Raw genomic sequence first — 23149 nt, 5'->3', positions numbered from 1 at the left:
CGTAAACGGATGCCGATGCATCCACTCACAAATGAAATGGCGGAATTTATTTTGCCGAAGACAAGGAGGGAGTGCCGATCGGAAGAAATTCATTTATTCAAATGACAAAACTAAGCAATGTAAAAGGCAGAATCACTTATATATCCAGTCATGCAAAACAGGAAAATCTCTATGCAGTTTATGAAACTACAGAACGGAAATTCTGGCGGGAACTTGCAAAATGTAATCAGGAAGAATTTACAAAAAGTGGAACAGAAGGAAAATGTATTGAGGCAAGAGAACTGATCATTGCTTTGCCAGAGAGTTTTACAGAATTTCAGCCGGATAGATTGCTACAGCTTTTTACAAATCATTTTAAGCAGAATTATGGAATGGAGTGTATCGCTGCTTTGCACCACAATAAAAGAAAGACCAATTATCACATTCATTTGATATTTGCAGAACGGAAACTACTGGATGAACCAATCATTAAGATTGCCAGCAGAAATATGTTTTATGATGAAAATGGAAAACATGTCCGAACCAAAAAAGAGATATTAGGAGAAGATGGTGAGATCCGGAAAGGCTGCAGTATCATAAAAAAAGGTGAAGTATATGAGAAAAAATTGTTTACAGTGAAAGAGGAACGCTTCAAGAGCAATTCATTTCTGGATGAGGTAAAGCATTCTTATACAGATTTAATCAATATTTATGTGCAGGACGAGAGCCAGAAGGTGCAGGTATTTGAGCGTGGCAGTGTGTATCTTGCAACAAAGAAAATTGGAAAAAATAATTCGAAAGCACAGGAAATAGAAGAGGATAACCAAAAACGCTGGGAATGGAACAGAGCTGTTGATATGGCATTGATTAGTGGAGTGCCGGAACCGAAGATAATGGAAGTGAAGCGGAAAGAAATCACGGAGCCAATCAGGAAATGAATTGCTCGGCGTGGAAACAGACCACAATTATTTTCCAGAGTTGTAACAGTGGCTGTTGAGACATTGGAGTTTTTGATAGCAAGTGTGCTGTTTAAGAAACCCAGGGAAGTGCCAAAACAGACAGAGCAAACGGAAACAGAACACCCAGAGCATGTTGCTGAAAATAGCACAGCAGCAGTCAAGACAACAAAAGAAGAAAAGGCAGAACCGGAACAACCTAAAATGACGAGGCTTGCATCAAAGTATCCGAAACTATTTAAAGTGAATAAAGAACTGGAAGATCAAAACGGTGCAATTCAACAGAAACAAAAACAGCTTTCTGCAAAGAAGAAAGAACTGTCAGAAGTCACGGGATGGTTTAAAGGAAGAAAGAAAAAAGAATTGCAGAAAGAAATTGATGAACTGAAAAGCCAGATTAGAGATATGAAAGATTATCTTCCAAGGATTGTGCAGAAAACCGGATATAGAAGTGTACAGGAATTTTTAAAGGATTTTAAGGCTTCTCAAACTGAGTATAGTCAGTATCGAACTGCAATAGAAAAATGGAAGAAAGAAACAGGAAAAGAGCCAGTAGCGCATGGTATTAGGGCGAAGCTGGCAGAAAAGAAACAAGAAATACAGAATGAACAGAAAAATAAACAGCATACCCATAGTCAGAATAAAGACCGGGGAGCAAGATAGGAGGACAATCATGGAGAAACACATTATGGGAGAAAACGGAATCAGTTACACTTTAGGAGAGGACGGTCTGTACTATCCAGACCTGTACCTCCCGGAAGGGTCAGAGTATCCGATTGGAAAGTATGGAATGCTGAGAAAGTTATATTTGCAGGAGCATCGGAAGGGATTATATCTGGAGTTGGTACTTGCTGGGAAGTTAAATGAGCATCTGCATCAGACTGACGAGGAATGTAATCAGATGATGGACAGATTAGTGGAGCAGATGAAAGAAAAGCAAGGCGTGACGGAAGAATTGAAGATGCAGGATCAGATGGCATGGGTTGGGAGAATGAATAATATCCGGGCTTGTGTGGAGGAGATTGTTCAATATACAATGGTATTTGTATAAGATAAAATATGCTAAAATCGATATAAAAGTATTGCAAATGCAATACTTTTATATTAAAATTTAGAGAGAATTAGAGAGGGGGAAAAGAAATGTCTTTTTCATATAAGCCTTTGTGGAAATTGTTAATTGATTATGATATGAGCAAGAAAGATTTAATGAAAGCGACCGATATATCAAAATCTACTATGGATAAAATGGGAAGAGGAGAACAAGTGTCAATGGAAATCATAGATCGACTTTGCAATTATTTTGAATGTAAAGTTGAAAATGTTATTCAGCATTGTTGCGATAAGGAGGATAGATAAGTGGAACAAACGGATATTAATAATATTCATTTATATTGTAGCGATGCAATGAAAGTGTATGATAAATGGAAAAGCCCAGTGGCTATAATTTGTGATGGCCCCTATGGTGTGAATGGATTTCCAGGAGATTTAGTTTCATATAATGGTTTAGCTGAATGGTATGAACCACACATAAAAAAGTGGAGTGAATTTTCAACACCACTTACTACGTTATGGTTTTGGTGTACGGAAGTGGGCTGGGCAACTGTTCATCCGGTATTAGAAAAATACGGATGGGAATATGTTTCGTGTTGCGTATGGGATAAAGGAATGAGTCATGTCGCAGGAAATACAAATACAAAAACTATTAGGCATTTACCTGTTGTGACAGAAGTTTGTGTTCAATATGTAAAACGTCCAATTTTTACAGTAGGTGAAAAGAAAATGAGTATGAAAGAGTGGCTTCGTTATGAATGGTTACGTACAGGATTACCATTATCGAGAACTAATGAAGCTTGTGGAGTTAAAAACGCAGCAACAAGGAAATATTTTACAAAATGTCATTTGTGGTACATGCCACCAGCGGAGGCGTTTGAAAAAATTGCATTGTATGCGAATGAATTTGGTGATGAAAAAGAAAAACCCTATTTTTCTATAAACGGAAAAACCCCTATAACTAAAAATGAGTGGGCACAAATGAGATCAAAGTTTTATTGTCCTATTGGAGTGACAAATGTATGGCAAGTTCCACAACTGAGAGGAAGCGAACGTTTGAAAATTAATCAAAAAGCTGTACACTTGAATCAGAAACCATTAGAATTGATTAAACGTACAATAGAAATGGTTTCTGATATCAATGATGTGATTTGGGATCCATTTGCTGGTTTATGTACAACAGCAGTTGCCTCAGCTGAATTAGGACGCACCTGTTTTGGTGCTGAAATAAATCCAGATGTATATAGTATTGGCATAAAACGAATTAAAAGTAGTTTACAGTAGTGTTTTTAGTGCATATTCTAATTTCGCTTCATCTTTTGATGAAAATATATTACTCCATTGTTTGATTGTCATACCATGAAAATCTGTATTTAATACATGAGTTTTGAATTTTTCTATTTCTTTATGCTCTATACGGTCAATTTTAGCGTAATTAGTATCAAGCCTATATACAAATTGTCCGTATAGAGATCTTAAACGTTGCTGATATTCAGGTGTTGGACTATATTCTAACGCGCTTTCTCCCCATTTTTCGACAAATTCGATGGCTGATTTAACATCACATTTATCGGTTTGTAATTTATAACCATTGGTATTGGTTTGTTGTAAATTAGAAGTACGATTGGAAGTATCTTCGGGTTCAAAAACAAGATAATCAGGTGGTCTATGATAGTGAGCATCTCGTGCCTCTGCTACACTTTTTCCGCTAACTACTAGGACATCAATGATTTTGGGCTTGCCCCAAATAACATTTTCAGGTAGCCATGCGATTAATGCCATATCTATATTGTCCTGTGAGAAAATAGTTATACTATCTTTAAAACGAGCAGTAATTTCTGTTGCAAATGGGAACCAGGCTTTGATTTCAATGCCAGGATTGGGAGAGATAGTGTTGCTTTTAAAAAGAGCATCTGGAAAACCAGGGTCTTGTCTTATCCATTCTCCCATGTTGTTCCAATCATGCTTGTTTAATAAGTCCACAGTGGAAAATTCAATCATATTTCCGAGGAGAGGGGAGAGTTTTGAAATAACTTTAGCAAGCTGTTTTGCGTAGGCTAGTGATGTGGGACGTTTAATATCTAGCACATCAATTAAATGGCTGTCCAAAGAAGTTAATTCTTCTTTTGCAGCATTTAGAATATCACGGGTGTTCATTTCTGTGGCTCCTTTCGATAATTTATTGGTTTTAGTATATCATAATGAGCGGAATAAAAGATAGTACATATAATTTTAATTTGACTACATGTGATGGTTTTAATAATATATGTAATTAGCTCAAACAAATAGAACAAAAGTAGCAGCACTTGACAAATAGAAAATAAATTGATAAAATTTAAAAAAATTAAGTAGCTGCTAAAAAAAGCAGCTAGAAAGGAGACGAGATGAATATTAATAAACAATTGCTGGAGGCTGCGAATCTTAATCCAACAAAAAATAGTAGACAAGAATATATTTTTACATTATGTGAGTATATAGAAAAAAATGAATTAACATTGCCTTTATATCAAAGAGATGTTAGTTGGACATTAGCTAAATGTGTTGAATTGTTAAATTATCAGCTTTTAAGTAAATCTCCTATATCTGCTATCTCTATTAATATAATAAATAATACAGAAAAAGAATTTGCAGTACCACAAGTTTCCTTTATAGAAAGGGAATTGCTTTCTGAAACTGTAAGAGGGCAGATGTCCGTTGTAGATGGGCAACAGAGGTTAACGACAAATTATAAAGCATATTGCAATCATCCAGATTTAAAAAGTGTAGTGTTAGATTTAGGAAAGGGAGAATTTGTTATAAATGCGGAAGCATATCGGAAAAATCAGGTTCCGGTTGGTGTGCTTTTGAATAAAGATGATAATGAACTAATTACTTACACAGAGAAAAATAAAGCTTTAGCAGCGCCGATGGTAGTAAATGCGTTATTACAGATTAGAAATAAAATAAAGACTTATCAATATACAATTAATTTTGCAACGGATCTTACTGAGGATGAGCAGATTAACTGGTTTGAAGTCTTGAATAATGCGGGAAGTCGTGTAAGTATTATTCAAATGAGATTTTCTAAATTGAAAGCACATGGTATTGATGTGTATACACAATATACGCATGTATATCGTAATAAGGTACAGGAATATGGATATGATTTCTTTACACCGCAGAAGACAAATGTCTCATATTCAATTGCAGCATTAAATCCAGCGTATGAAGTGCTTGTTTCTGGTAAGCATTCGAATAATTTTGCACCTATTTCATCTGACACAAAAGAAAATCAGCTTTGTAACTTAGAGCCAGATAAATTAAAAGAATGTTTTGAAATGACATTAGAGGCTTTGGAAAGGGCTTTGAAGTTTATAGAAAATAATGATTTGGAAAAATATAATCGTTCTGATTATGTGAATTATCTTATTGGATATTTTGTGTTCCATAGAGAAGATATTTCAGATAAACAAAAGGAGGAGCTGATAAATTGGTATAATGGCGTTGAATTTACTAATAAATCAAATACTGCTAGGAGAAAGATTTACACGGAGCTGTTAAAGATATAAGGAAGAGGGACAAAATAAATGGAATGGTTTTTTGATGGTTTGGGTACTGAGTTGATTAGTATAATTATAGGTGTAATTTTGGGGGCGGTGACAGGAGGAACAATTGGTTATAAAATAGGGGTAAATAAGCAAAGTATGAAACAAAAACAGAAAGCTGGGACTGCTTCTAAACAGAAACAAATAGGCGAAAGTGATAAAACAATTGTATTAGATGAAAAAAATCTCAATGTTAATAATATTAAAATTAAGCAAGAACAAAAAGCAAAGGATGAGGCTTCTCAAACACAAATAGGGAGAGTTAATGTCAATGAGCGATAAACAAGTACAAAAGGCTGGAAACAATGCACAGCAGATGCAGGCTGAAATAATTAATATAACGAATGTTTCTGGTATAGATGAAAAGAGAGCACGCGAGATTTTTAATGAAATGTATGCTATAGCAAGAAAGGACTTTACGCAAGATGCCTATCAATGTGCAAACGAAAGAGTTGCAAAATTTGAAGAAGCACTTATGCCTAAAATGTTAAAAGTAGAAGGGGCATTACAAAAATTTTCTGATCCTTCATTTCAATTTCTTATAACAGAGGCACATAAAACAGCAGCATCAACAGAAAGGGAAGCAGATTATGACTTACTTTCGGAATTACTGTTACATAGAGTAAAAAAGGATAAGGATAGAAAAGTACGTGTGGGCATAAAAAAAGCAATAGAAATTGTTGATCAAGTAGATGATGATGCTTTATGTGCTTTGACTGTTGCGTATACGATAGAACGATTATTTCCAGCGACGGGATCAATCATACGAGGATTAAATATTTTAGAGAATGTATTTTCAAAATTGTGCTATACAAATTTGTGCCAAGGAAAAGAGTGGTTAGATCACTTAGAAATTTTAGATGCAGTGAGATTAGATCATATTAGTTCATTGAAAGATTTAGATTTATTTTATGCGGAACAATTAGATGGTTATGTATGCGTAGGAATAAAAAAAGAATCTGAGGATTATCAGAAAGCGTTATCTTTATTGAGTAGTGGCAATTTGCCAAGAGAATTGTTATGTGATCATGAATTATTAGAAGGGTATGTTAGACTGCCTGTTATTAATAAGAAACAAATAGGTTCCTTGAAATTAGTGAACAAACAAATATCTTCTGGAAAGTTAGTAGAACTACCTAGTGAAATTTCAAATGAACAACGAAGTATTCTTGAGCAAATATATGACTTATATGATAAGAATGAAGAACAGAAGAAAATGGTAACAGAGAACTTTTCTTTAGAATGGAAAAAAAGAGAAACACTCAGTTCATTACTAAAATGGTGGAATGATATTCCAATGGCATTTGACATAACTACTGTTGGAACTGTATTAGCCCATGCAAATGCACAAAGATGTGATAGCAGCATACCTCCGTTAGAATAAAATAAAGGTTGTCAAGTATTTCCCTAACAGTTATAATGAAATGGCAACAAATTGGCAACAGAAAATCAGCGAGCCAAAATAATATATGTAACAGAAATAAAATAACGGCAAAAAAGACATAAAACTTAAACAAATATATTTAAGAATATCTTTGGATTTGCCGAGTTTGAGTAGCGGACTAAATTGCGAAAAAGCCCATAAATAAAGGTTTTGCGGGCTGTCTGGATGTTCCGGTGGAGTGCAAATGGAGTTAAAAAATCTTTTTTTTCTTTTTTTTCTTTCCGGAGTTATCTGAGATTTTCGCAAAAGTAACTATGCTCAGAAAATATAATTAGTGTGAATATGAAGAACAGTTTGTTTTGATGGAAATATTTTCCGTCAGGGCAGACTGTTTTTTTATACACTTTTTCAATGATATTAACTCCATGGTTCAGCGATAACACATATGGAAACTGTAAAATTAAAATAATTTGCTAAATTTCGGAAAATGATGTCCGATTTTACATTTGCCAGTACAGAGTATATGAAGAGATAAATATTCAAAATACAGGAGGTACTTATTATGCAGAACAAATTATTTTTAAAGGCAGCCGATATATGTGAACTTCTGGAGGTAAAACAGACATCGGCTTATGAGATCATTGGCAATCTGAATAAGGAGCTGGAAGAACAGGGATATTTGACGCTTAGAGGAAAAGCTCCGACAAAGTATTTTGTGAAGCGTTTCTACGGAGTAGAAGATACTTGTGAGATTCCACAGGAAGAGGGAAAGGAATGGTTTCATGCGTAAGAGAAAAATGTATTTATCAGTAGAAGACATTGCAGAACTCTTTGGATTATCAGTTTCGTTTGCTTACCGGGTGGTGGAAAGAATGAATGCCGATCTGGAAAGCAAGAACTATTATGTTATTCTCGGACGGGTGCCAACCCGCTATGTAGAGGACAAGATCTATGGTCTGGAACATGTTGAGCAATATTTGAAGGAGGATAAAGCGATATGAGTATAGTGCAGGAAAAAATGTATATGGCGGCGTCCTCCCGTGGGCCGCCATGCCTTTAACTGCTGGGAATGACAGAAAGAAAGCAGCGGCCTTGATTTCTCAAAACCGCCACCAGTGAATATAAATTAAGCGTGAAAATGGGTCTGCCCAGCAGCGGTTTTTTTCTTTTCTGCCGCTGGGCAGATGTTTTTTCTTTAGATACATGATAAGAGGAATTTTTGAAGATTCCATAAAGATTTGAAAAATGGACGGACATAAAAGACGTCCATTACACTATCGGAAAATCAGCAAGGAAGTTTCATAGTAACCTTTGCGCCGCCGGTTTCTTTTGAATTTTCTAAAATAAGCTGACCATTATGTTGTTCCATAATCGAATTTGTAATATATAGACCCATACCAAAGTGTAACTTTGAATTGCGGCTTTGATCGCCCATATAGAACCGTTCCTGTGCGTGGCATAATGCCTCTTTAGAAAACCCCGTTCCCTCGTCTGTGACTGAAATTTCCACGAAACCGTTGTTACTCTGAATATCCACATAAAGCGTTCCGCCTTGCGGGGAGTAGTCCAGCCCATTACTGATAACATTCATAATAGCACGTTCTATCAGCACCCTATCAAATTTCAGCATTTGAGGGAGTGAAACAGTATTCATTTGCAGCCGGATTTCTTTTGTCCGGCATAGTGATTCCATATAACCGAACAAGTGCTGCATGAACGCTGGCAAGTCTATACTTTTAATATGGAGCTGATAACCAACCGCCGCCCGTGATATATCAATCAGGGTTTGAATATATGACTGCATCTGGCCGGAGCTTTCCACGACGTAACCAGCGTATAATCGTTGCTCATCATCAAGATTTGTTTCTGTGAGTAAATCAGCATTTCCTTGAATAACCGTCAGAGGCGTTTTCAAATCATGGGCAAGCGCGGCGATTTGCTCTTTCTGTGTCTGTTCGGTTTTCCATTGCCGTTCTAACGAAATTTTCAGATTATCTTTCATATCTGAAAAAGATGCAAGGACATCTTCAAACTCTTTGATTTTGGCGTGTCCTACTTCAAAATCAAGGTTTTGCTTTGAAACCTCCGCAGTTGCTTCAAAAAGCGGGGTCAGTTGTGTACGCAGGTTCTTAGCAAATCTGGCGGTCAGTATGATAATGACCAGCAGCGAATTTACAGCCATCAGGATAAACGCAAGCGTGTCAGGAGATGGAAAATATTCCGGTAGCCATGACACTGTAAATTGAGAACCAATATAATACCTTAAAACGCAAAATTCGTTTTCCCGGACAACAAGTGCAAACTGCCTCCCCGTAGCATATTCAATATATTCTCCCTTTGCGTACAGCAGGGCAATTTCTTTTTCATCATCGTCCATATTGCTGTAAAGCTCATTAAAGTTCTTGTCCAGAATTAAGTAGCCGCATCCCTGTGGAATCACAACCTTTGTAATATCCGGGGCAATCGTCAGCGTTGGAATGATCTCTTTTACCTGCAATTCACTTAGATTTGCTCTTGTAGCTAATCCAGCATTTACAGCAAGTCCCTCCAAACCAGAAGGGACAATAATTGCCGCTACCAGCATGACAATGAGGGAGATAGCAAACTGGCGAAACAATATTTTCAATGTAGGTTTCTTTTTCACTCCCATTTATATCCTATCCCCCATACGGTGCTGACCGGACTTATTTTGAAATGCTCCAATTTCGCACGAATATTTTTTATATGCGTTGAGATCGTAGAGTTATCGCCTATTCCATCAAACCCGAAAACGGCTTCATAGATTTGTTCTTTTGTAAAAACCTGTCCCCGGTTTTTCGCAAGGTATTCACAGATTGAATACTCGCTTTTGGTAAGGGGAACCGGCTGTTCTGAAACATACAGTACCTTTGCGGAAAGGTCAAATCTTATATCAGGCTCAAATGAAAGTGTGCTGTGATGCTCCCTTTTTTCTCTGCGTAAATGTGCCGCGACACGGGCGCGAAGCTCCTGAATACGAAAAGGTTTCGTAATATAATCATCCGCACCGATGCCCAATCCAAACAATATATCTTCCTCTAATGTCTTTGCGGTCAGAAAGAGAATCGGGCAGTCTACCATATTCCTGATCTGTTTGCAAAACTCAAACCCGTCTGTGCCAGGCATCATCACATCCAAAAGAATGAGGTCATAGAAATGCAGCTTTTTGATGTCTACATCATCCGCATTTTGACAGACTGTTATCAAATATCCATCTTTCCCCAAACTGTTCTTAATCAATTCCAAGATAGAAACTTCATCGTCAACTACAAGTAAGTGGGTCAAAAAATCACCTCCCGCCCCATTATACCACATTGTCGAGGTTACTCATCATTATTTTTAATGTCAGCTTTCCGATATTCATTGTTGATATTTACAGCTACGGCATTGCTTATATCCACATTCACAATACTGTAAACGTAGCCGAAACTGAAATCTTCCCCCGCCACATTTTTGAAGCGTTTCGATACCTGCCCGATTTCTTCTTGCAGTTCTGACATTTCAAGACATTCATCCGTTATGGTATATGTCAGGCCGTTATATGAAATTTCATCATAGTTTGCGGCGTTCAGCTCATAATACGGCAGAGATTCATTTAACGCCTTATTTTTATCGGCGGTATCGCGGAGCGCACCGCAGGCCGATAAGCATATAAGACTTACAAGCATAATTACCACGGCAAACAGGCACTTTTTATTCACTGTTTTTACCTCCCTCCCAACCATGAAACCAAACCAAACTGGCAATCAGCAGACAAACAGTGCAGCATACAGAAATAATCATACCGCTGAAAAAATCGGTTTTTACCTGTGCATACAGTTGGGGGCTATCCCATGCAAGCACAGTGTAATCCATAGCACGAACGCCCCAGGCCCAGGGAATATATTTCCATGTAGCGTCACCAAGCCCTGTTATCATAAGGGCAGCTATTAAACTCCCTGCAATTCCCAATCCCATAGATGCACCTTTTCCGAAGCTCATTCCCACAAACAAATGAATCAGGTAAATGGGAAGCATGGTAATCAACAATAGAATCCCTGCTTTCAGGTAAAGGCTTGCCGGAGCATCCCTATATAGTGCAGCGAATGTTCCTAACGCTAAAAATGTTGCGCCAAAAGCACAGATCATCAGAAAACCAAGTTTACCAATATACGTTGCCATGCGAGATGGGATTGTTCCCAACAAAAGCTGATAATGCCCGGCCTGATTTTCGATCTGAACAACCAGGCCCACAATAATGCCGATCAGAAACGGGAACGCAACGGCCAGCACTTCCAGATAGGCACTGATTTTGGTTGCCAGTTCCCATCTGGATATATGATAGTAACCCGCAAAAATCGCCGCACATATAATCGGAATCATGCTGTGCATATAGAGCAAAATGCTATGTTTACACTTCTGATATTCTGCTTTCCAGCAGCGAACCACAGATACCATAGTTACCCCACCTCCTTTTTCTCAAACCATCTTGCAGTTAAAAATGACAGCGCCGCAAACCAGGCCAGCGAAATGACCAATACAAGTATAATCATCCAAAATGCCATTGCCGTACTCTGATCTGCAACCGGCTCACCATTAGGCAAAATACCTAACACGGAAATCATAAGATGCGGCACCCAGCTATACGGGCAGATCATCCACAAAGAGGTTGTAGCCGTGAAAATCCCTAAAACGCTTCCAAGTCCGGCATTAAGAATAACCGTGACAAAGATACCAACTTTTTTTGATAACCATAAGCACAGCGGAACTTCCCATAGGCTTGCAATGACAATACAAGCTGTTCCGGCCGCAGCCTGGCAAATTCCGATTGTCAGGGGAATTTCGTTGATAACTAATATTGCAAAACCGCCCAACAGATTTAGCGCCAGGAAAATGAAATTCCCCACACAGGAGTAAATACCGGCCACTCCAATTTTTGCTTTCCAGACTTTGTTCTGCGAAACAGGCAATGAAGCAACGGCACGATATTTTAGTTTGCCATTATCCCGCTGTTCAATCAAGGCACAGGTGAGCGTAAGGAATCCAGGATAAAGCAGGTTATACCACCAATTATAAGAATTGAGCTGGAACCAAAGAGGGGCAAAAAAGTTCATAAGCGCAGTTACAAACGGGGCCAGAACGATCAGTGTTTTTGTGAAAGTTCTCTTATGCTTTAGGTTCTCTGCCTGAATATATGCCATCTCCATTTAATATCCCTCCTTACCATTTCTGCGAATAACATCCATAAAGAGTTGTTCCAAATCTTCACCGGCGCGAAGCTCTCCCTCATATCCAAGGACGCCGCCAGCAATGATACCCACATGATCTGCAATCTGCTGGACTTCTGACAGAATATGGCTGGACAAAATAACTGTAATCCCTTTGCAGGGAAAAGAGCGAATTAACTCTCGAAGTTCCTCAATCCCTAAAGGGTCAAGGCCGTTAGTCGGTTCATCCAGAATCAAAAGCTGGGGACTGTTCAGCAATGCAATAGCAATACCAAGCCGCTGCTTCATACCAAGAGAAAACTGCCCGGCCCGTTTCTTGCCGGTATTCGTGAGCTGGACAATTTGCAATACCTCGTTAATTCGTGCATCGTCCAGGCCGAGCAATGTAGTTCTGACTTTGAGATTTTCGTATGCAGTCAGATTTTCGTAAAGCGGGGGCATCTCAATCAAAGCACCGATATGCTCCAGATCATTCCGCTTCCACGGGTGGCCGTCAAACTCGATGCTTCCCGATGTGGGGCGCAAAATGCCGGTGAGCATTTTTAAGATCGTGGATTTGCCAGCCCCATTCGGCCCCAGCAGACCATAAACCGAGTTGCGCCGGATGTTCAGTGACACATTGTTTACCGCCATTTGCCCCTTGAAATTTTTGCAGAGGTCAGTCGTTTTCAAAATCATATCCATATAATCAAGTCCTTTCTTTGATTCTACGGATAGCATACCGGGCAATTTTGAAGATTTCATAAAGATTCCCGAAAACAGAATATGAACAATATACCGTAACCGTGGAGCATATCGCAACAAAGCACCAACCTACGCATTTAGGGCCTTAAAAAGCCCTATATTTCAAGGTTTTTCCCGCATAGTCGGCGGGGTATGTGAGTGTTTTATCCTATCCCCGCCATAGTGCTGCTCTAAATGCGTAGAATTTACCAGCAGAAAATCGCCGGTTTCTCTGGCTCCATACTCCCAGATATGGTATCATGGAAAAAATCAATCTGACGGGGGTATCAGGATGGACGGACAAGAAAAGCTGCTGGACTATGAAACAATCAAAGCCGCCGTTGCCGGTGAGAAGTGGGCCACAGAAAAGGTGCTGGCCCACTATGCGGACTACATCGACGAGCTTTCCACGGTGGAGATCAGGCAGCCGGGCGGCAAAGTGAAAAAAGTCATTGACGAGGATATGCGGCAGCACATTTCCTTATGGGTGAATGTTGGTATAAAGATTGCTGCGTATCTGAACATCCGGATAGTCTTAGGTGTGGAAAGCCAGAAGTTGAAGGTGGAAGTGAGAAGATGCGGATGTTGATGCAGTCGGAAACAGTCAGAAAGGTACTGCAAGTAGTAAATTAGGTATTATAAAAGTGAAAAGGAGGAGGCATTATGGAAAATGTAGGGTTAAGATGGTATAAATGCGATTTTCATTTACATACAATGACTAGCAGTTGCTATCAGAATAAAGATAATGACACAGTTAATGATTGGATTACGGAAGTAAAAAATAAAGGATTAAATTGCATTGCAGTTACAGACCATAATGATTATAGAGAAATTGATGAAATAAAAAAGCTTGGAGAGGAAAATAATATAGTTGTATTTCCTGGTGTTGAATTATCTTGTGACACAAGTAAAATTCACATTTTGGTATTATTTGATATAGACTGTGATGGTAATACTGTACAAGAATTTTTAAATCAGTTAAAGATATTTAAATCAAATCTTGGGGACAGTGGACATACAGCAGACGGAGATATTTTTCATGCATGTGAAACTGCTCAATCAATGGGCGCATTAGTAATTCCTGCACATATAGATGAATTTAGTGGACTCTCAGATATGAGTCATGATAATATATGTAAGCTTTTAGATAGAAAATATATTAATGCTGTTCAAGTGGTCAATAATGATATTTGGGATAATTACGCTAAAGAAGGAATTGCTATGATTTCAAAAAAATTAACTGAAAAGTATGGAAAACCAATATCAGAGGAACAAGCAAAGAAATGGCGTAAAGTATATGAAATGGCAAAAAATATAGATGTCCCTATGTTAAGATTTTCAGATAATCCATTTTCGGATAAATCGTCAAAACATGGATTGTGGGGAATAGGAAAATCGTATACATGGTTAAAAATGTCCCAGACTCCTAACTTGGAAAGTGTAAGACAAGCCTTAATTTCATATGATATGAGAGTTAGGAAAGATGTAGAGTGTTCTAATATACCGGATAAGCAGCCAGATATGATTATCAGAAAAATACAAATTTCTGATTGTATTTTGAATGAAAAAGAAGATATAAAAATTTCCTTTAATCCGCAAATGAATACAATTATTGGAGGTAGAGGAAGTGGAAAATCTTCAATAATTAGAACTATTGCTGGAGCGATGAATTCATTCTCTGGCGAAAATTTAAACGTTATATCAGAAGAACAGAAAAATTTTTATAAAGAAAATGGTAAGTCAAAGAGTAGTGGAACAAGAAAGGGAATATTCAAAAGAACATCTCAAGTTTCAGTATTTATTGAACGCTTGAGTGATTTATATAAAATAGAAGTCACCGATATTAAGGGAATGGAGAATCAGACTAGAAAATTATTTAAGTATATTGATGGAGAGTGGAATGTCATAGAGGATGAGCATTTTCTGGATTTATTTAAAGCACAAATATTTACGCAAAAGCAGATTTATGAACTTGCAATGGATTCAAATTCTTTAATGGCAATTATTGATGCAGATATAAAAGAATTACCACAATGTTTATCTGAGAAGGATGCTGCATTAAATAATTTAGTATCAAAGGCATTGGAGATTAGCAATAGTAAACGAATAATTCTTGATAAGCCAAGATTGGAAACAGAATTATTAGATATTGAGAGCCAAATTTCTAAATATGAAAAAAGTGGTATTTCTGACACACTTAAGGAAAAACAATTATTTGATGATCAAGAAAAAGCTCTTTTATCTTATATTGACAGAAAAAAGAATAAAATAGATGAAATAAAGAAATATTTGGATGAAGTAGTTATAGCATATGATGATGTGACAGATTCTGAAATAAAGTCGCTATTGGAAGAAGATTTGAACGAGTTTAAGTTAGATATTAATCGTTTGAATCAATTTTGCAATGAAATGTTATCGAAAAATGACAAGTTATTTGAAAAACTTGATAATACTGAATGGAAAAAGAAAAGAATAGCAATTCAAAATAAGTATGTATCTGTTATGCAAAATCTACAAGATAATGGATTGGATACTGTTAAGCTCGATACTCTTATGGAGCAGAGAAATAATAAGAAAGAAGAAATTGATAGGATTCTAATCAAGGAAAAGCAATTATGTAAACTAGAAGAGGAATATGAATCATTAGAAAGTGTGTATAGAAATAAAGTTGATATAATATATAAACTAAGAAATAATTTTATTCAAGAAGTTATTGGTAATGATAAGAATGTTAAGTTCCAGTTGGCTAAGAATAGGAACAGAAATTCATTTATTAACAATTTGAAAGCTATTATGCAAAAGGAAATCACATCTGTAGATGATGATATTAATGAACTAGCGGATTTATATTTTAAAAAAGAAGATGGAATTGAAAAGTATAAAAAAATGCTCATATCTATTAGAAATAAAGAAGATCAGAAATCATTAAGTAAAAAGACAAGAGATATTATAACAAGTATAGCAGAAGACTCGTTTGCAAGAATGATTGCGTTTATACCAGATGACGATTTGATTGTATCTTATAGACCAGAAAAGGCAAAAAAATTTATTCCTTTATCAAATGCATCAGCGGGACAAAAAACAACTACGATTTTGACCTTTTTGCTTGCTTATGGAAATCAACCGTTATTGTTGGATCAGCCAGAGGATGATTTGGATAATAGATTAGTATATGACTTAATAGTTGCTAGACTTAAGGTTGCAAAATCGAAGAGACAAATTATTGTTGTTACACATAATGCTAATATACCAGTGAATGGAGACTCTGAATATATTATTTCGATGGACTCTGAAACAGATATTATTCAAGTTAATCAAACAGGAACAATGGATGATGAAAGTATGAGACAAGAGATTTGTGATGTTATGGAAGGTACAAAAGATGCATTTGAAATGAGAGCAAAAAAATATCATTTCAATATCAAGGAATAATTGAATATTGCATATACGCAAGTTTAATATTATAATATCCTTGTGGCAACAGTTTGGCAACAACCATTCAGTAGGTCAAAATAAATAGTGTAATTGATATATTAATATGCCCCATACTCAATTAAAACTTAACTAAAATAAGTTAAGTGCAACCTGGGATATAATGAGTTTGAATAATTGCAATTATTTTTTCGCACTGCCTTTTGACATTTAATTGCAGGGAGAACTTCGCCTGGAAGAACAGTGTGAATGGTATCGTGCAATGTTTGAGGCCTGTAAGAAACGACCATGGCTTCGTGGCTTTGCTTTATGGGGGTGGGCACCAAAGCTGCCTTCTGCTTCCGAGGCATGGAAGGACGACAGTTATGAAATATGTGAGAAACCGGTGCAGGAGATAATAAAGAGATTCTATGAGCATGAGGCAGGAACCTCATTAATGTAATATTTGTAAAGGAAAAAGAACAGTCTGTTTTGATGGGATTAATTTCTGTTATGACAGACTGTTTTTTCTATTCCATTATCAATAGTTGATTTGCGGAAAAACATCGAAATATATGTGTCGTGAGGAGAAGTTTATGCTGTATATAATACTATTAGCTGAGTTATATGGGCATATGTCAAAAACATTATTGACATATGCCTTTTATAGAATTATTATATAAGAAAAGCAAGAAAGGAGCAGTTTATGCCGAGACCAGTAAAATGCAGAAAAGTTTGCCATTTCCCCAATGTTTTAGAATTCTTTCCGGCAGATGATACTGAGAAAAAAACACCTATTATTCTGACGGTAGATGAGTATGAAACCATCCGTCTTTTGGACAAGAAAGGTTATAGTCAGGAGCAGTGCGCAGCATCTATGCAAGTCGCAAGAACAACCGTTCAACGAATTTATGAGATTGCCAGGAAGAAAATAGCAGATGCACTCATTGATGGATATCCGCTTAAAATTGAAGGTGGAGATTTCAAAATCTGTGATGGTCAGAGCGGTAATTGTGGACTTGGAGGATGTTACAAACAGGAAATTTACCAAAAATATGCAGCGGAAAAAGGAGAAGGTATCATGAGAATAGCAGTAACGTATGAAAATGGACAGATTTTCCAGCACTTTGGACACACAGAGACATTTAAGATTTACGATGTAGAGGAAGGAAAAGTAGTACATTCAGAAGTAGTAGATACGAATGGAAGCGGACATGGTGCATTGGCAGGAGTTCTTAAAGCATTGAATGCAGATGTTTTGATCTGTGGCGGAATCGGAGGCGGCGCACAGACAGCGTTAGCGGCAGCCGGCATTAAGCTTTTCGGAGGAGTTTCCGGAGATGCGGATGAAGCAGTAGAAGCTTTTATCAATGAAACACTGGAGTATAATCCGGATGTGAAATGTTCTCATCACGAGCACAGCCACGGGGAAGGACATACATGTGGCGAGCATGGATGTGGAAGCCATAGCTGTCATTAAGAAAAATAGCAAAAAATAATAATACAAAAGAATGTGTCAAGGTAATGGAGAAAGGCAACTGTTGACTTTTGCTTTTTAGCGTGCTAAAATCGAGAGTGTAGAAAAACAAAGACGTTTTGCAGTCATTATTGCAAAGCGTCTTTTTATTTTATCAGCAGTGATAAAGAGTGTGCGGTAAACAGATAATACAGAAAAGGAAGAATGCTCTATGAAAGAATTGTTATTTTTGCTTGTATTGTTTGGTTCTAATGTTATTCAGGCTATCACAGGGTTTGCCGGTACGGTATTGGCGATGCCGCCTTCCGTTTATTTGCTTGGGCTGGATCATGCAAAGGTGGTCCTGAATGTTATGGCCTGGCTGTCCGGACTGATGATCGCAGTGACCGGATATCGACATATAAACTGGAAAGAATTGCTTAAGATGTCTGCGGTCATGTTGGTTGGAATGTTTGCAGGGATACAGATCTGCCGGATCGTGAAATCTGAAAATATTCTTCTGACAATATATGGAATCATAATCGTCGTAGTTGCATTAAAGAATCTGTGCATCCATACAGAGAAAAAACTTCCGGATCTCATTTTGTGGATAGTTCTGATCCTGGCAGGGATAATTCATGGTATGTTTGTATCAGGAGGGGCTTTACTTGTGATCTATGCAACACAGGTACTGAAAGAAAAAGAAGAATTTCGTGCGACAGTGGCCCCTGTATGGGTGGTGCTGAATTTTTTTCTGATGGTTACCCAGTTCAGGAGCGGCCTGGTTGGAACGGCAGATATTCGACTGATCTGTATCAGTATCCTGCCATTACTTATAGCTACATGGTTAGGTAAAAAGCTGGTATGTAAAGTATCTCAGAAGGTATTTCTGAATCTGACTTATATACTGCTTCTGATATCTGGAGTATCTTTGATCGTCTGATGCAGTTGATCACAGGAAGCTGCGGTGGAGAAAGGTGTATAAATATGGCAGTAACATTGCGTGAGATCATAAAACAGGTACAGCATCTGGAGATGAAGCTGGTAGCAGGTGAGACAGGACTGGATCATGAAGTGTCATGGACGCATATGGTAGACAGCGACACGATTTCTGCATTTCTGCAGGGACAGGAACTTACCTTTACAACAGGGTTGGGACTGAATGAAAATCTGACTCTTCTTCGTTTGGTAAAGGAAGTATGGCGAAACAAAGCCAGTGGGATCGTGATCAATACAGGGCCTTATATCAGTGAGATCGGACAGGATGTTATTGATTTTGCAAATGAAAAGGGATTCCCGGTATTTGAAGTACCGTGGAAGGTTCGAATGGCTGAAATCATGCGGATCATATGTTTTGCAATAACAAAAGAGCAGCAGAACGCAATTGAGGTTGCGACGGCACTGAACAATGCCTTTTTATGTCCGTCCCAGGAAGAATTGTATGTTTCGGCACTGATGAGAAAAGGGTATTTTACAGACAGTGCATATACGGTTGTGAATGTGTGTGTTCTGGAAGACAATGATCGTGTAACAGGAACAAGGCTAGAGCAGATTTTATCTAAACTGAGCAGTCATATCCGCTGTAATTATAATGGGATTTTGTGTTGTGCCCAGGATAAGCAGATTCTTCTGGTTTTGTGTGATTATTCTGATGAAGCATGCAGAAAAACTACAGAGAGGATTTTTCAGATACTATGCAGGATGGTATGTCAGAAGGAACAGATTTTTGTAAGTGTAAGTAAGCAGATTTCCGGGATCAGGCAGATTTATAAGAGCTATCAGTTTGCGGAAAAAATGTCTGATCTATTATGTGTCTGTCAGGTTCCGGGCGAGCAAAGCACAGATGGCGGAAAGATTATTTTTTACAAAGATCTTGGGATTTACAGGGTATTGCTCACACTTACAGATAAGGAAGCAATAAAAGAATATCTGGCAGATACAGTAGCTCCATTGTATGAATATGATGAGATGAACCACTCAGATCTGGTCAGAGTACTTCAGTGCTACCTGGCTAACGACTGCAGTGTCAAAAGTGCGTCACAGGAATTGATCGTACATCGAAATACAATTAATTATAAGATTGGAAAGGCCGCTGAGATACTTGGAAAAAATCTTTCTGATTTTGATGTGCGTTTTCAGCTGAGGCTGGGTTTCCTGTTATATCAGATGAATGAAATGTAAAAGGAAAATGCGGCAGCAGAATAATAACGATTGTGCTGCAGCACAAAAATAATTGGATAGATGTCTATTGCAGACAGCCAGTGTCGAGAGTAATATATGACTCAGATAAGACAAAGGCGTCTGGTTCACAAATGAATGTGGGCCGGGCGCTTTTCTTATTCTACAACAAATAATAAGTTTGTTTACCGCAAAAATGAACAATATTTAAAACTGAATTACAGATAAAGAGGAGGAAGTTATTATGAGTTTAACAGGAAAAGAAGTAGCACAGATGCACAAAGATTATGTGATGCAGTCATGGGCAAGATCAGGAGCAGATACTTTACCGGTAGAAAGAGCCGAGGGAATTTATTTTTACGATTATGATGGAAAAAAATATGCAGATATGGCTTCACTTCTGGTGTGTTCCAACCTCGGACATGAGCTTCCGGAGATCGTTGAAGCGATCAAGGAACAGGCTGATAAGATGTGCTTCATGGCACCGGCATATGCATCCGAGCCTAAGAGCATGCTGGCAAAAATGCTTGTAGAAGCAGCAGGAGCAGATACATACAAGAGAGTTTTCTTCACAAATGGTGGAGCAGAATCCAATGAGAATGCTATAAAAATGGCACGTATGGTAACCGGAAGAACCAAGATCTTTTCCTGCTACAGAAGCTATCATGGAGCTACACTTGGAGCATCCAATGCTTCTGGTGACTGGAGAAGATATGCAGCAGAGATCGGTGGTGCAAATGGGTTCGTACACTTTATGAACCCTCAGATGTATCGTGACGGATATACAAAAGGAGTTGATGATGCAGAGGTAACGAAAAAATATCTGGATGCGCTGGATCTGCAGCTCAGATATGAAGGCCCCGGAAATGTGGCAGCGATCCTGATGGAGTCTATAGTAGGTGCAAACGGTGTCATTCTTCCTCCAGACGGATATATGGAAGGTGTTCGTGCACTTTGTGACAAATATGGAATCCTTCTGATCTGTGATGAGGTTATGGCAGGATTTTACCGTACAGGAAAAATGTTTGCATTTATGAATTTCGACATGAAACCGGATATCATTACATTTGCAAAAGGTGTTACCTGTGGTTATGTACAGCTGGGCGGATGTATTGTAAGTAAAAAGGTTGCGGAGTATTTTGAGGAAAATGTTCTTCAGTGCGGACTTACTTACAGTGGACATACACTTGCATGTGCGGCTGGTGTGGCAGCAATGAAATATTATAAAGAACACGACATCGAGGGCCATGTAGCTGAGATGCACGAGATCGTTGCTCCGTTTATGGATGAGATGGTAAAGAAGCATAAATGTATTGGTGAAGCAAGATGTATCGGTTTGTTCGGTGCACTTGAAGTAGTCAAGAATAAAGAAACCAGAGAACCGATGCAGGAATACGGCGTACCCGGACCGGTAATGCCGTGGATATTTGCAGAATTAAAAAAACGTGGCTTTGCAACCTTTGGACGTGAGAACTTTATTGAAATCTGTCCGCCACTGATCATCACGAAAGAGGAGCTGGAAGAGTATCTCCCGATCCTTGATGAAGTGCTTACAATGGTCGATGAAAAATTTTGTGACTGATAAAGCAGGAGGTAGCCTATGAACTGGGATTATCTACAGCCGGTAAAAATTCATTTCGGCAAAGGCAGAGTAAAAGAAATCAAAGAAATAGCCAGAGAGCTTGGCTGCGAAAGAGGCCTTCTGGTGGCAGGACCGTTTTTCTTTAAAAGCGGTTTTGCCGAAAAGGTCATAAAAGAGTCAGAAGGAATGATCGTTGCTTCTTTTGGAGATGTTTCTCCAAACCCGGACATTGTAGAGGTAGATGCCTGTGCGGAAGTGATCCGGCAGAAAAATATCGGATTTGTGGTAGCACTGGGTGGAGGCAGTCCCATGGATTGTGCCAAAGCAGCTGCCAGTGTAGCTCTGACTTCGGATTCCATCCGTAAGTATCATGGAACCGGAGTAGCAATGCCGGAGAAACATCTTCCACTGATCGCAGTTCCTACGACTGCAGGAACAGGAAGTGAAGTGACCTGTGTATCAGTTCTTTCGGATCATGCAAATGGAAAAAAAGCGCCGATCGTATCAGAGGGATTTTATCCGGCAGCAGCTATCATTGATCCGGAACTTACTTATACAATGCCACCGCAGGTTACGGCAGGAACAGGAATTGATGTTCTTTCCCATGCGATCGAAGGCTATTGGAGCAAAGGTCATCAGCCGATCTGTGATGTACTTGCGATGCATGCAGCAGAACTGGTATTTAAATATGTTTACAGAGCATACAGGAAGCCCGATGATGAGGAAGCAAGGGAGAAAATGTGCGAAGCATCTTTGATCGCAGGATTGGCGTTTACTTTACCGAAAACCACTTCGTCCCATGCGTGTTCATTTCCATTGACCAATATTTATCACATCCCGCATGGCGAGGCGTGTGGCCTGACCCTGGATTATTTTATAAGAATCAATGCAAAAGGCGAAGGTGGTGAACGTGTAGAGGAATTTGCCAGAAGGATTGGATTCAAAGATGCAGAAGAGATGGCGGATGCAGTTCTTGAATTAAAGAAAAAAATGGGATTGCGGTGTGATCTGAAGGATCTGGAGCTTGATGATGATCAGATTGCGGAGCTGGTTCGCATCAGCAGACACCCGAACCTTTATAACAATCCGGTGGAGATTACAGATGAGATGCTGGATGAGATGTATCGATATCTGGCCGGAAAGTGAAAGATTTTGATTGAATATTGAAAAAAATAATGATAATATAGAGAGAGACGATGGAGTCCGGATACTTTGGTATCTGGGCTCTTTTTGTATTTATGGATGGGAGATGAAGGATTATGAAACTGATCACAGCAATCGTAAGACCTGAGAAAGTGATGGACGTCATCAAAGCACTGGAGCAGGAAGGATATTTTGCTTTTTCAAAATGGGCAATTTCAGGAAGAGGTAAGGAAAAAGGAATTCAGGTAGGGGATGTCCTTTATCAGGAAATGGCAAAAAACATGCTGTATATTACTGTTGGGGACAAAGAAAAAGATGAGGTTGTAGATATTATCATTAACAGTGCAAAGAGTGGGCAGTATGGACATTATGGTGATGGAAAAATTTTTGTTTCCGATATCAGTGAGGCATATACGATCAGTGAAGAAACCAGAGAAGATGATGATGAATGATATGATTGATGAAGCAGGAGGATATA

Annotated in this window: 26 protein-coding genes; 19 read left to right on the top strand and 7 right to left on the bottom strand. The window is 38.3% G+C overall.

From position 1 onward, the window contains the following. Window positions 1-71 precede the first annotated feature (71 nt). The 5 genes from NE638_RS01035 to NE638_RS01015 all read left to right on the top strand — a co-directional run bounded on the left by NE638_RS01035 (window position 72) and on the right by NE638_RS01015 (window position 3269). Window positions 72-917 carry a MobA/MobL family protein gene (locus NE638_RS01035; protein WP_256137097.1) on the top strand — a complete coding sequence of 282 codons (846 nt, stop codon included), beginning with the start codon at window positions 72-74 and terminating at the stop codon, window positions 915-917. A gap of 48 nt (window positions 918-965) precedes the next feature. Beyond that, window positions 966-1598 (top strand): hypothetical protein, encoded by a 633-nt coding sequence (locus NE638_RS01030; RefSeq protein WP_244094777.1) that lies wholly within the window; start codon window positions 966-968, stop codon window positions 1596-1598. 10 nt (window positions 1599-1608) lie between these two features. After that, window positions 1609-1986, top strand: a complete 378-nt coding sequence (locus NE638_RS01025) for a TnpV protein (protein WP_173745639.1) — start codon at window positions 1609-1611, stop codon at window positions 1984-1986. 89 nt (window positions 1987-2075) lie between these two features. Beyond that, window positions 2076-2291, top strand: coding sequence for a helix-turn-helix domain-containing protein (locus tag NE638_RS01020; RefSeq protein ID WP_173745638.1), 216 nt, complete (start codon window positions 2076-2078; stop codon window positions 2289-2291). Beyond that, window positions 2292-3269 (top strand): DNA methyltransferase, encoded by a 978-nt coding sequence (locus tag NE638_RS01015; protein WP_173745637.1) that lies wholly within the window; start codon window positions 2292-2294, stop codon window positions 3267-3269. Here the strand turns inward: NE638_RS01015 and NE638_RS01010 are convergent. Continuing rightward, window positions 3261-4142 carry a hypothetical protein gene (locus NE638_RS01010; protein WP_173745636.1) on the bottom strand — a complete coding sequence of 294 codons (882 nt, stop codon included), beginning with the start codon at window positions 4140-4142 and terminating at the stop codon, window positions 3261-3263. The two genes, NE638_RS01015 and NE638_RS01010, sit on opposite strands and share 9 nt — an antisense overlap. Window positions 4143-4369: 227 nt before the next feature. On the opposite strand from NE638_RS01010, the gene NE638_RS01005 reads away from it, so the two are divergent. From NE638_RS01005 to NE638_RS00985, 5 genes are all read left to right on the top strand, one after another. After that, window positions 4370-5533, top strand: a complete 1164-nt coding sequence (locus tag NE638_RS01005) for a DUF262 domain-containing protein (protein WP_173745635.1) — start codon at window positions 4370-4372, stop codon at window positions 5531-5533. 18 nt (window positions 5534-5551) lie between these two features. After that, window positions 5552-5851, top strand: coding sequence for a hypothetical protein (locus NE638_RS01000; RefSeq protein WP_173745634.1), 300 nt, complete (start codon window positions 5552-5554; stop codon window positions 5849-5851). Beyond that, window positions 5841-6953 carry an LPO_1073/Vpar_1526 family protein gene (locus NE638_RS00995; RefSeq protein WP_173745633.1) on the top strand — a complete coding sequence of 371 codons (1113 nt, stop codon included), beginning with the start codon at window positions 5841-5843 and terminating at the stop codon, window positions 6951-6953. Before NE638_RS01000 ends, NE638_RS00995 begins: the two co-directional genes overlap by 11 nt. A gap of 562 nt (window positions 6954-7515) precedes the next feature. Beyond that, complete coding sequence (locus NE638_RS00990; protein ID WP_173745632.1) at window positions 7516-7743, top strand: DNA-binding protein; 228 nt, start codon at window positions 7516-7518, stop codon at window positions 7741-7743. Next, window positions 7736-7954 carry a hypothetical protein gene (locus tag NE638_RS00985; protein ID WP_008705328.1) on the top strand — a complete coding sequence of 73 codons (219 nt, stop codon included), beginning with the start codon at window positions 7736-7738 and terminating at the stop codon, window positions 7952-7954. The genes NE638_RS00990 and NE638_RS00985 overlap by 8 nt, the downstream gene beginning before the upstream one ends. 284 nt (window positions 7955-8238) lie before the next feature. On the opposite strand, the gene NE638_RS00980 is transcribed toward NE638_RS00985, so the two are convergent. From NE638_RS00980 to NE638_RS00955, 6 genes are read right to left on the bottom strand one after another with little or no spacing between them, the layout of a single operon-like run. After that, entirely contained in the window at window positions 8239-9603 is a 1365-nt protein-coding gene (locus tag NE638_RS00980) for a sensor histidine kinase (protein ID WP_118608395.1), read from the bottom strand. Next, on the bottom strand, window positions 9594-10256 hold the full coding sequence (locus NE638_RS00975; RefSeq protein ID WP_008705326.1) for a response regulator transcription factor: 663 nt from the start codon (window positions 10254-10256) through the stop codon (window positions 9594-9596). Before NE638_RS00975 ends, NE638_RS00980 begins: the two co-directional genes overlap by 10 nt. A 38-nt stretch (window positions 10257-10294) precedes the next feature. Then, a complete protein-coding gene (locus tag NE638_RS00970) occupies window positions 10295-10672 on the bottom strand; it encodes a NisI/SpaI family lantibiotic immunity lipoprotein (RefSeq protein ID WP_242872530.1) in 378 nt (125 codons plus the stop codon). Continuing rightward, a complete protein-coding gene (locus tag NE638_RS00965; RefSeq protein ID WP_025580193.1) occupies window positions 10665-11408 on the bottom strand; it encodes a lantibiotic immunity ABC transporter MutG family permease subunit in 744 nt (247 codons plus the stop codon). The genes NE638_RS00970 and NE638_RS00965 overlap by 8 nt, the downstream gene beginning before the upstream one ends. Window positions 11409-11410: 2 nt before the next feature. Beyond that, complete coding sequence (locus NE638_RS00960) at window positions 11411-12157, bottom strand: lantibiotic immunity ABC transporter MutE/EpiE family permease subunit (RefSeq protein ID WP_015527239.1); 747 nt, start codon at window positions 12155-12157, stop codon at window positions 11411-11413. Further along, window positions 12158-12862 (bottom strand): lantibiotic protection ABC transporter ATP-binding protein, encoded by a 705-nt coding sequence (locus tag NE638_RS00955; protein WP_025580190.1) that lies wholly within the window; start codon window positions 12860-12862, stop codon window positions 12158-12160. It lies immediately after the preceding gene. Between the two features lie 331 nt (window positions 12863-13193). On the opposite strand from NE638_RS00955, the gene NE638_RS00950 reads away from it, so the two are divergent. From NE638_RS00950 to NE638_RS00910, 9 genes are all read left to right on the top strand, one after another. After that, window positions 13194-13490: a helix-turn-helix domain-containing protein gene (locus NE638_RS00950; RefSeq protein ID WP_173745631.1), complete on the top strand. Its 297-nt coding sequence runs from the start codon at window positions 13194-13196 to the stop codon at window positions 13488-13490. Between the two features lie 74 nt (window positions 13491-13564). Further along, the gene (locus NE638_RS00945) at window positions 13565-16333 is read left to right on the top strand and encodes a TrlF family AAA-like ATPase (protein ID WP_173745630.1); all 2769 of its coding nucleotides are present in this window, start codon (window positions 13565-13567) and stop codon (window positions 16331-16333) included. Between the two features lie 214 nt (window positions 16334-16547). Next, entirely contained in the window at window positions 16548-16775 is a 228-nt protein-coding gene (locus tag NE638_RS00940) for a glycoside hydrolase family 113 (RefSeq protein ID WP_173745629.1), read from the top strand. A gap of 243 nt (window positions 16776-17018) precedes the next feature. Further along, the gene (locus tag NE638_RS00935; protein WP_173745628.1) at window positions 17019-17792 is read left to right on the top strand and encodes a NifB/NifX family molybdenum-iron cluster-binding protein; all 774 of its coding nucleotides are present in this window, start codon (window positions 17019-17021) and stop codon (window positions 17790-17792) included. A 208-nt stretch (window positions 17793-18000) separates the two neighbouring features. Then, window positions 18001-18711: a sulfite exporter TauE/SafE family protein gene (locus NE638_RS00930; RefSeq protein WP_173745627.1), complete on the top strand. Its 711-nt coding sequence runs from the start codon at window positions 18001-18003 to the stop codon at window positions 18709-18711. 44 nt (window positions 18712-18755) lie between these two features. After that, window positions 18756-19949 (top strand): PucR family transcriptional regulator, encoded by a 1194-nt coding sequence (locus tag NE638_RS00925; RefSeq protein ID WP_173745626.1) that lies wholly within the window; start codon window positions 18756-18758, stop codon window positions 19947-19949. Between the two features lie 241 nt (window positions 19950-20190). After that, a complete protein-coding gene (locus NE638_RS00920) occupies window positions 20191-21528 on the top strand; it encodes an aminotransferase class III-fold pyridoxal phosphate-dependent enzyme (protein ID WP_015525486.1) in 1338 nt (445 codons plus the stop codon). 18 nt (window positions 21529-21546) lie between these two features. After that, on the top strand, window positions 21547-22674 hold the full coding sequence (locus NE638_RS00915; protein ID WP_173745625.1) for an iron-containing alcohol dehydrogenase family protein: 1128 nt from the start codon (window positions 21547-21549) through the stop codon (window positions 22672-22674). Window positions 22675-22787: 113 nt separating this feature from the next. Further along, a complete protein-coding gene (locus NE638_RS00910; RefSeq protein WP_015525489.1) occupies window positions 22788-23123 on the top strand; it encodes a P-II family nitrogen regulator in 336 nt (111 codons plus the stop codon). Window positions 23124-23149 lie beyond the last annotated feature (26 nt).

The organism is Blautia sp. MSK.18.38 (genome assembly GCF_024460535.1).
Taxonomy (GTDB): domain Bacteria; phylum Bacillota; class Clostridia; order Lachnospirales; family Lachnospiraceae; genus Blautia_A; species Blautia_A fusiformis.
Note: the sequence above shows the minus strand (reverse complement) of the source record. Positions and strands in the feature narration are given on the sequence as shown.

Coding starts and splice junctions, on each gene's coding strand:
- NE638_RS00960 (WP_015527239.1), bottom strand. CDS start 12,157: ATGGAGATGGCATATATTCAGGCAGAGAACCTAAAGCATAAGAGAACT.
- NE638_RS00995 (WP_173745633.1), top strand. CDS start 5,841: ATGAGCGATAAACAAGTACAAAAGGCTGGAAACAATGCACAGCAGATG.
- NE638_RS00920 (WP_015525486.1), top strand. CDS start 20,191: ATGAGTTTAACAGGAAAAGAAGTAGCACAGATGCACAAAGATTATGTG.
- NE638_RS00990 (WP_173745632.1), top strand. CDS start 7,516: ATGCAGAACAAATTATTTTTAAAGGCAGCCGATATATGTGAACTTCTG.
- NE638_RS01000 (WP_173745634.1), top strand. CDS start 5,552: ATGGAATGGTTTTTTGATGGTTTGGGTACTGAGTTGATTAGTATAATT.
- NE638_RS01025 (WP_173745639.1), top strand. CDS start 1,609: ATGGAGAAACACATTATGGGAGAAAACGGAATCAGTTACACTTTAGGA.
- NE638_RS01020 (WP_173745638.1), top strand. CDS start 2,076: ATGTCTTTTTCATATAAGCCTTTGTGGAAATTGTTAATTGATTATGAT.
- NE638_RS00925 (WP_173745626.1), top strand. CDS start 18,756: ATGGCAGTAACATTGCGTGAGATCATAAAACAGGTACAGCATCTGGAG.
- NE638_RS00950 (WP_173745631.1), top strand. CDS start 13,194: ATGGACGGACAAGAAAAGCTGCTGGACTATGAAACAATCAAAGCCGCC.
- NE638_RS01010 (WP_173745636.1), bottom strand. CDS start 4,142: ATGAACACCCGTGATATTCTAAATGCTGCAAAAGAAGAATTAACTTCT.
- NE638_RS00945 (WP_173745630.1), top strand. CDS start 13,565: ATGGAAAATGTAGGGTTAAGATGGTATAAATGCGATTTTCATTTACAT.
- NE638_RS00935 (WP_173745628.1), top strand. CDS start 17,019: ATGCCGAGACCAGTAAAATGCAGAAAAGTTTGCCATTTCCCCAATGTT.
- NE638_RS00985 (WP_008705328.1), top strand. CDS start 7,736: ATGCGTAAGAGAAAAATGTATTTATCAGTAGAAGACATTGCAGAACTC.
- NE638_RS00980 (WP_118608395.1), bottom strand. CDS start 9,603: ATGGGAGTGAAAAAGAAACCTACATTGAAAATATTGTTTCGCCAGTTT.
- NE638_RS00955 (WP_025580190.1), bottom strand. CDS start 12,862: ATGGATATGATTTTGAAAACGACTGACCTCTGCAAAAATTTCAAGGGG.
- NE638_RS00965 (WP_025580193.1), bottom strand. CDS start 11,408: ATGGTATCTGTGGTTCGCTGCTGGAAAGCAGAATATCAGAAGTGTAAA.
- NE638_RS00910 (WP_015525489.1), top strand. CDS start 22,788: ATGAAACTGATCACAGCAATCGTAAGACCTGAGAAAGTGATGGACGTC.
- NE638_RS00930 (WP_173745627.1), top strand. CDS start 18,001: ATGAAAGAATTGTTATTTTTGCTTGTATTGTTTGGTTCTAATGTTATT.
- NE638_RS01005 (WP_173745635.1), top strand. CDS start 4,370: ATGAATATTAATAAACAATTGCTGGAGGCTGCGAATCTTAATCCAACA.
- NE638_RS00915 (WP_173745625.1), top strand. CDS start 21,547: ATGAACTGGGATTATCTACAGCCGGTAAAAATTCATTTCGGCAAAGGC.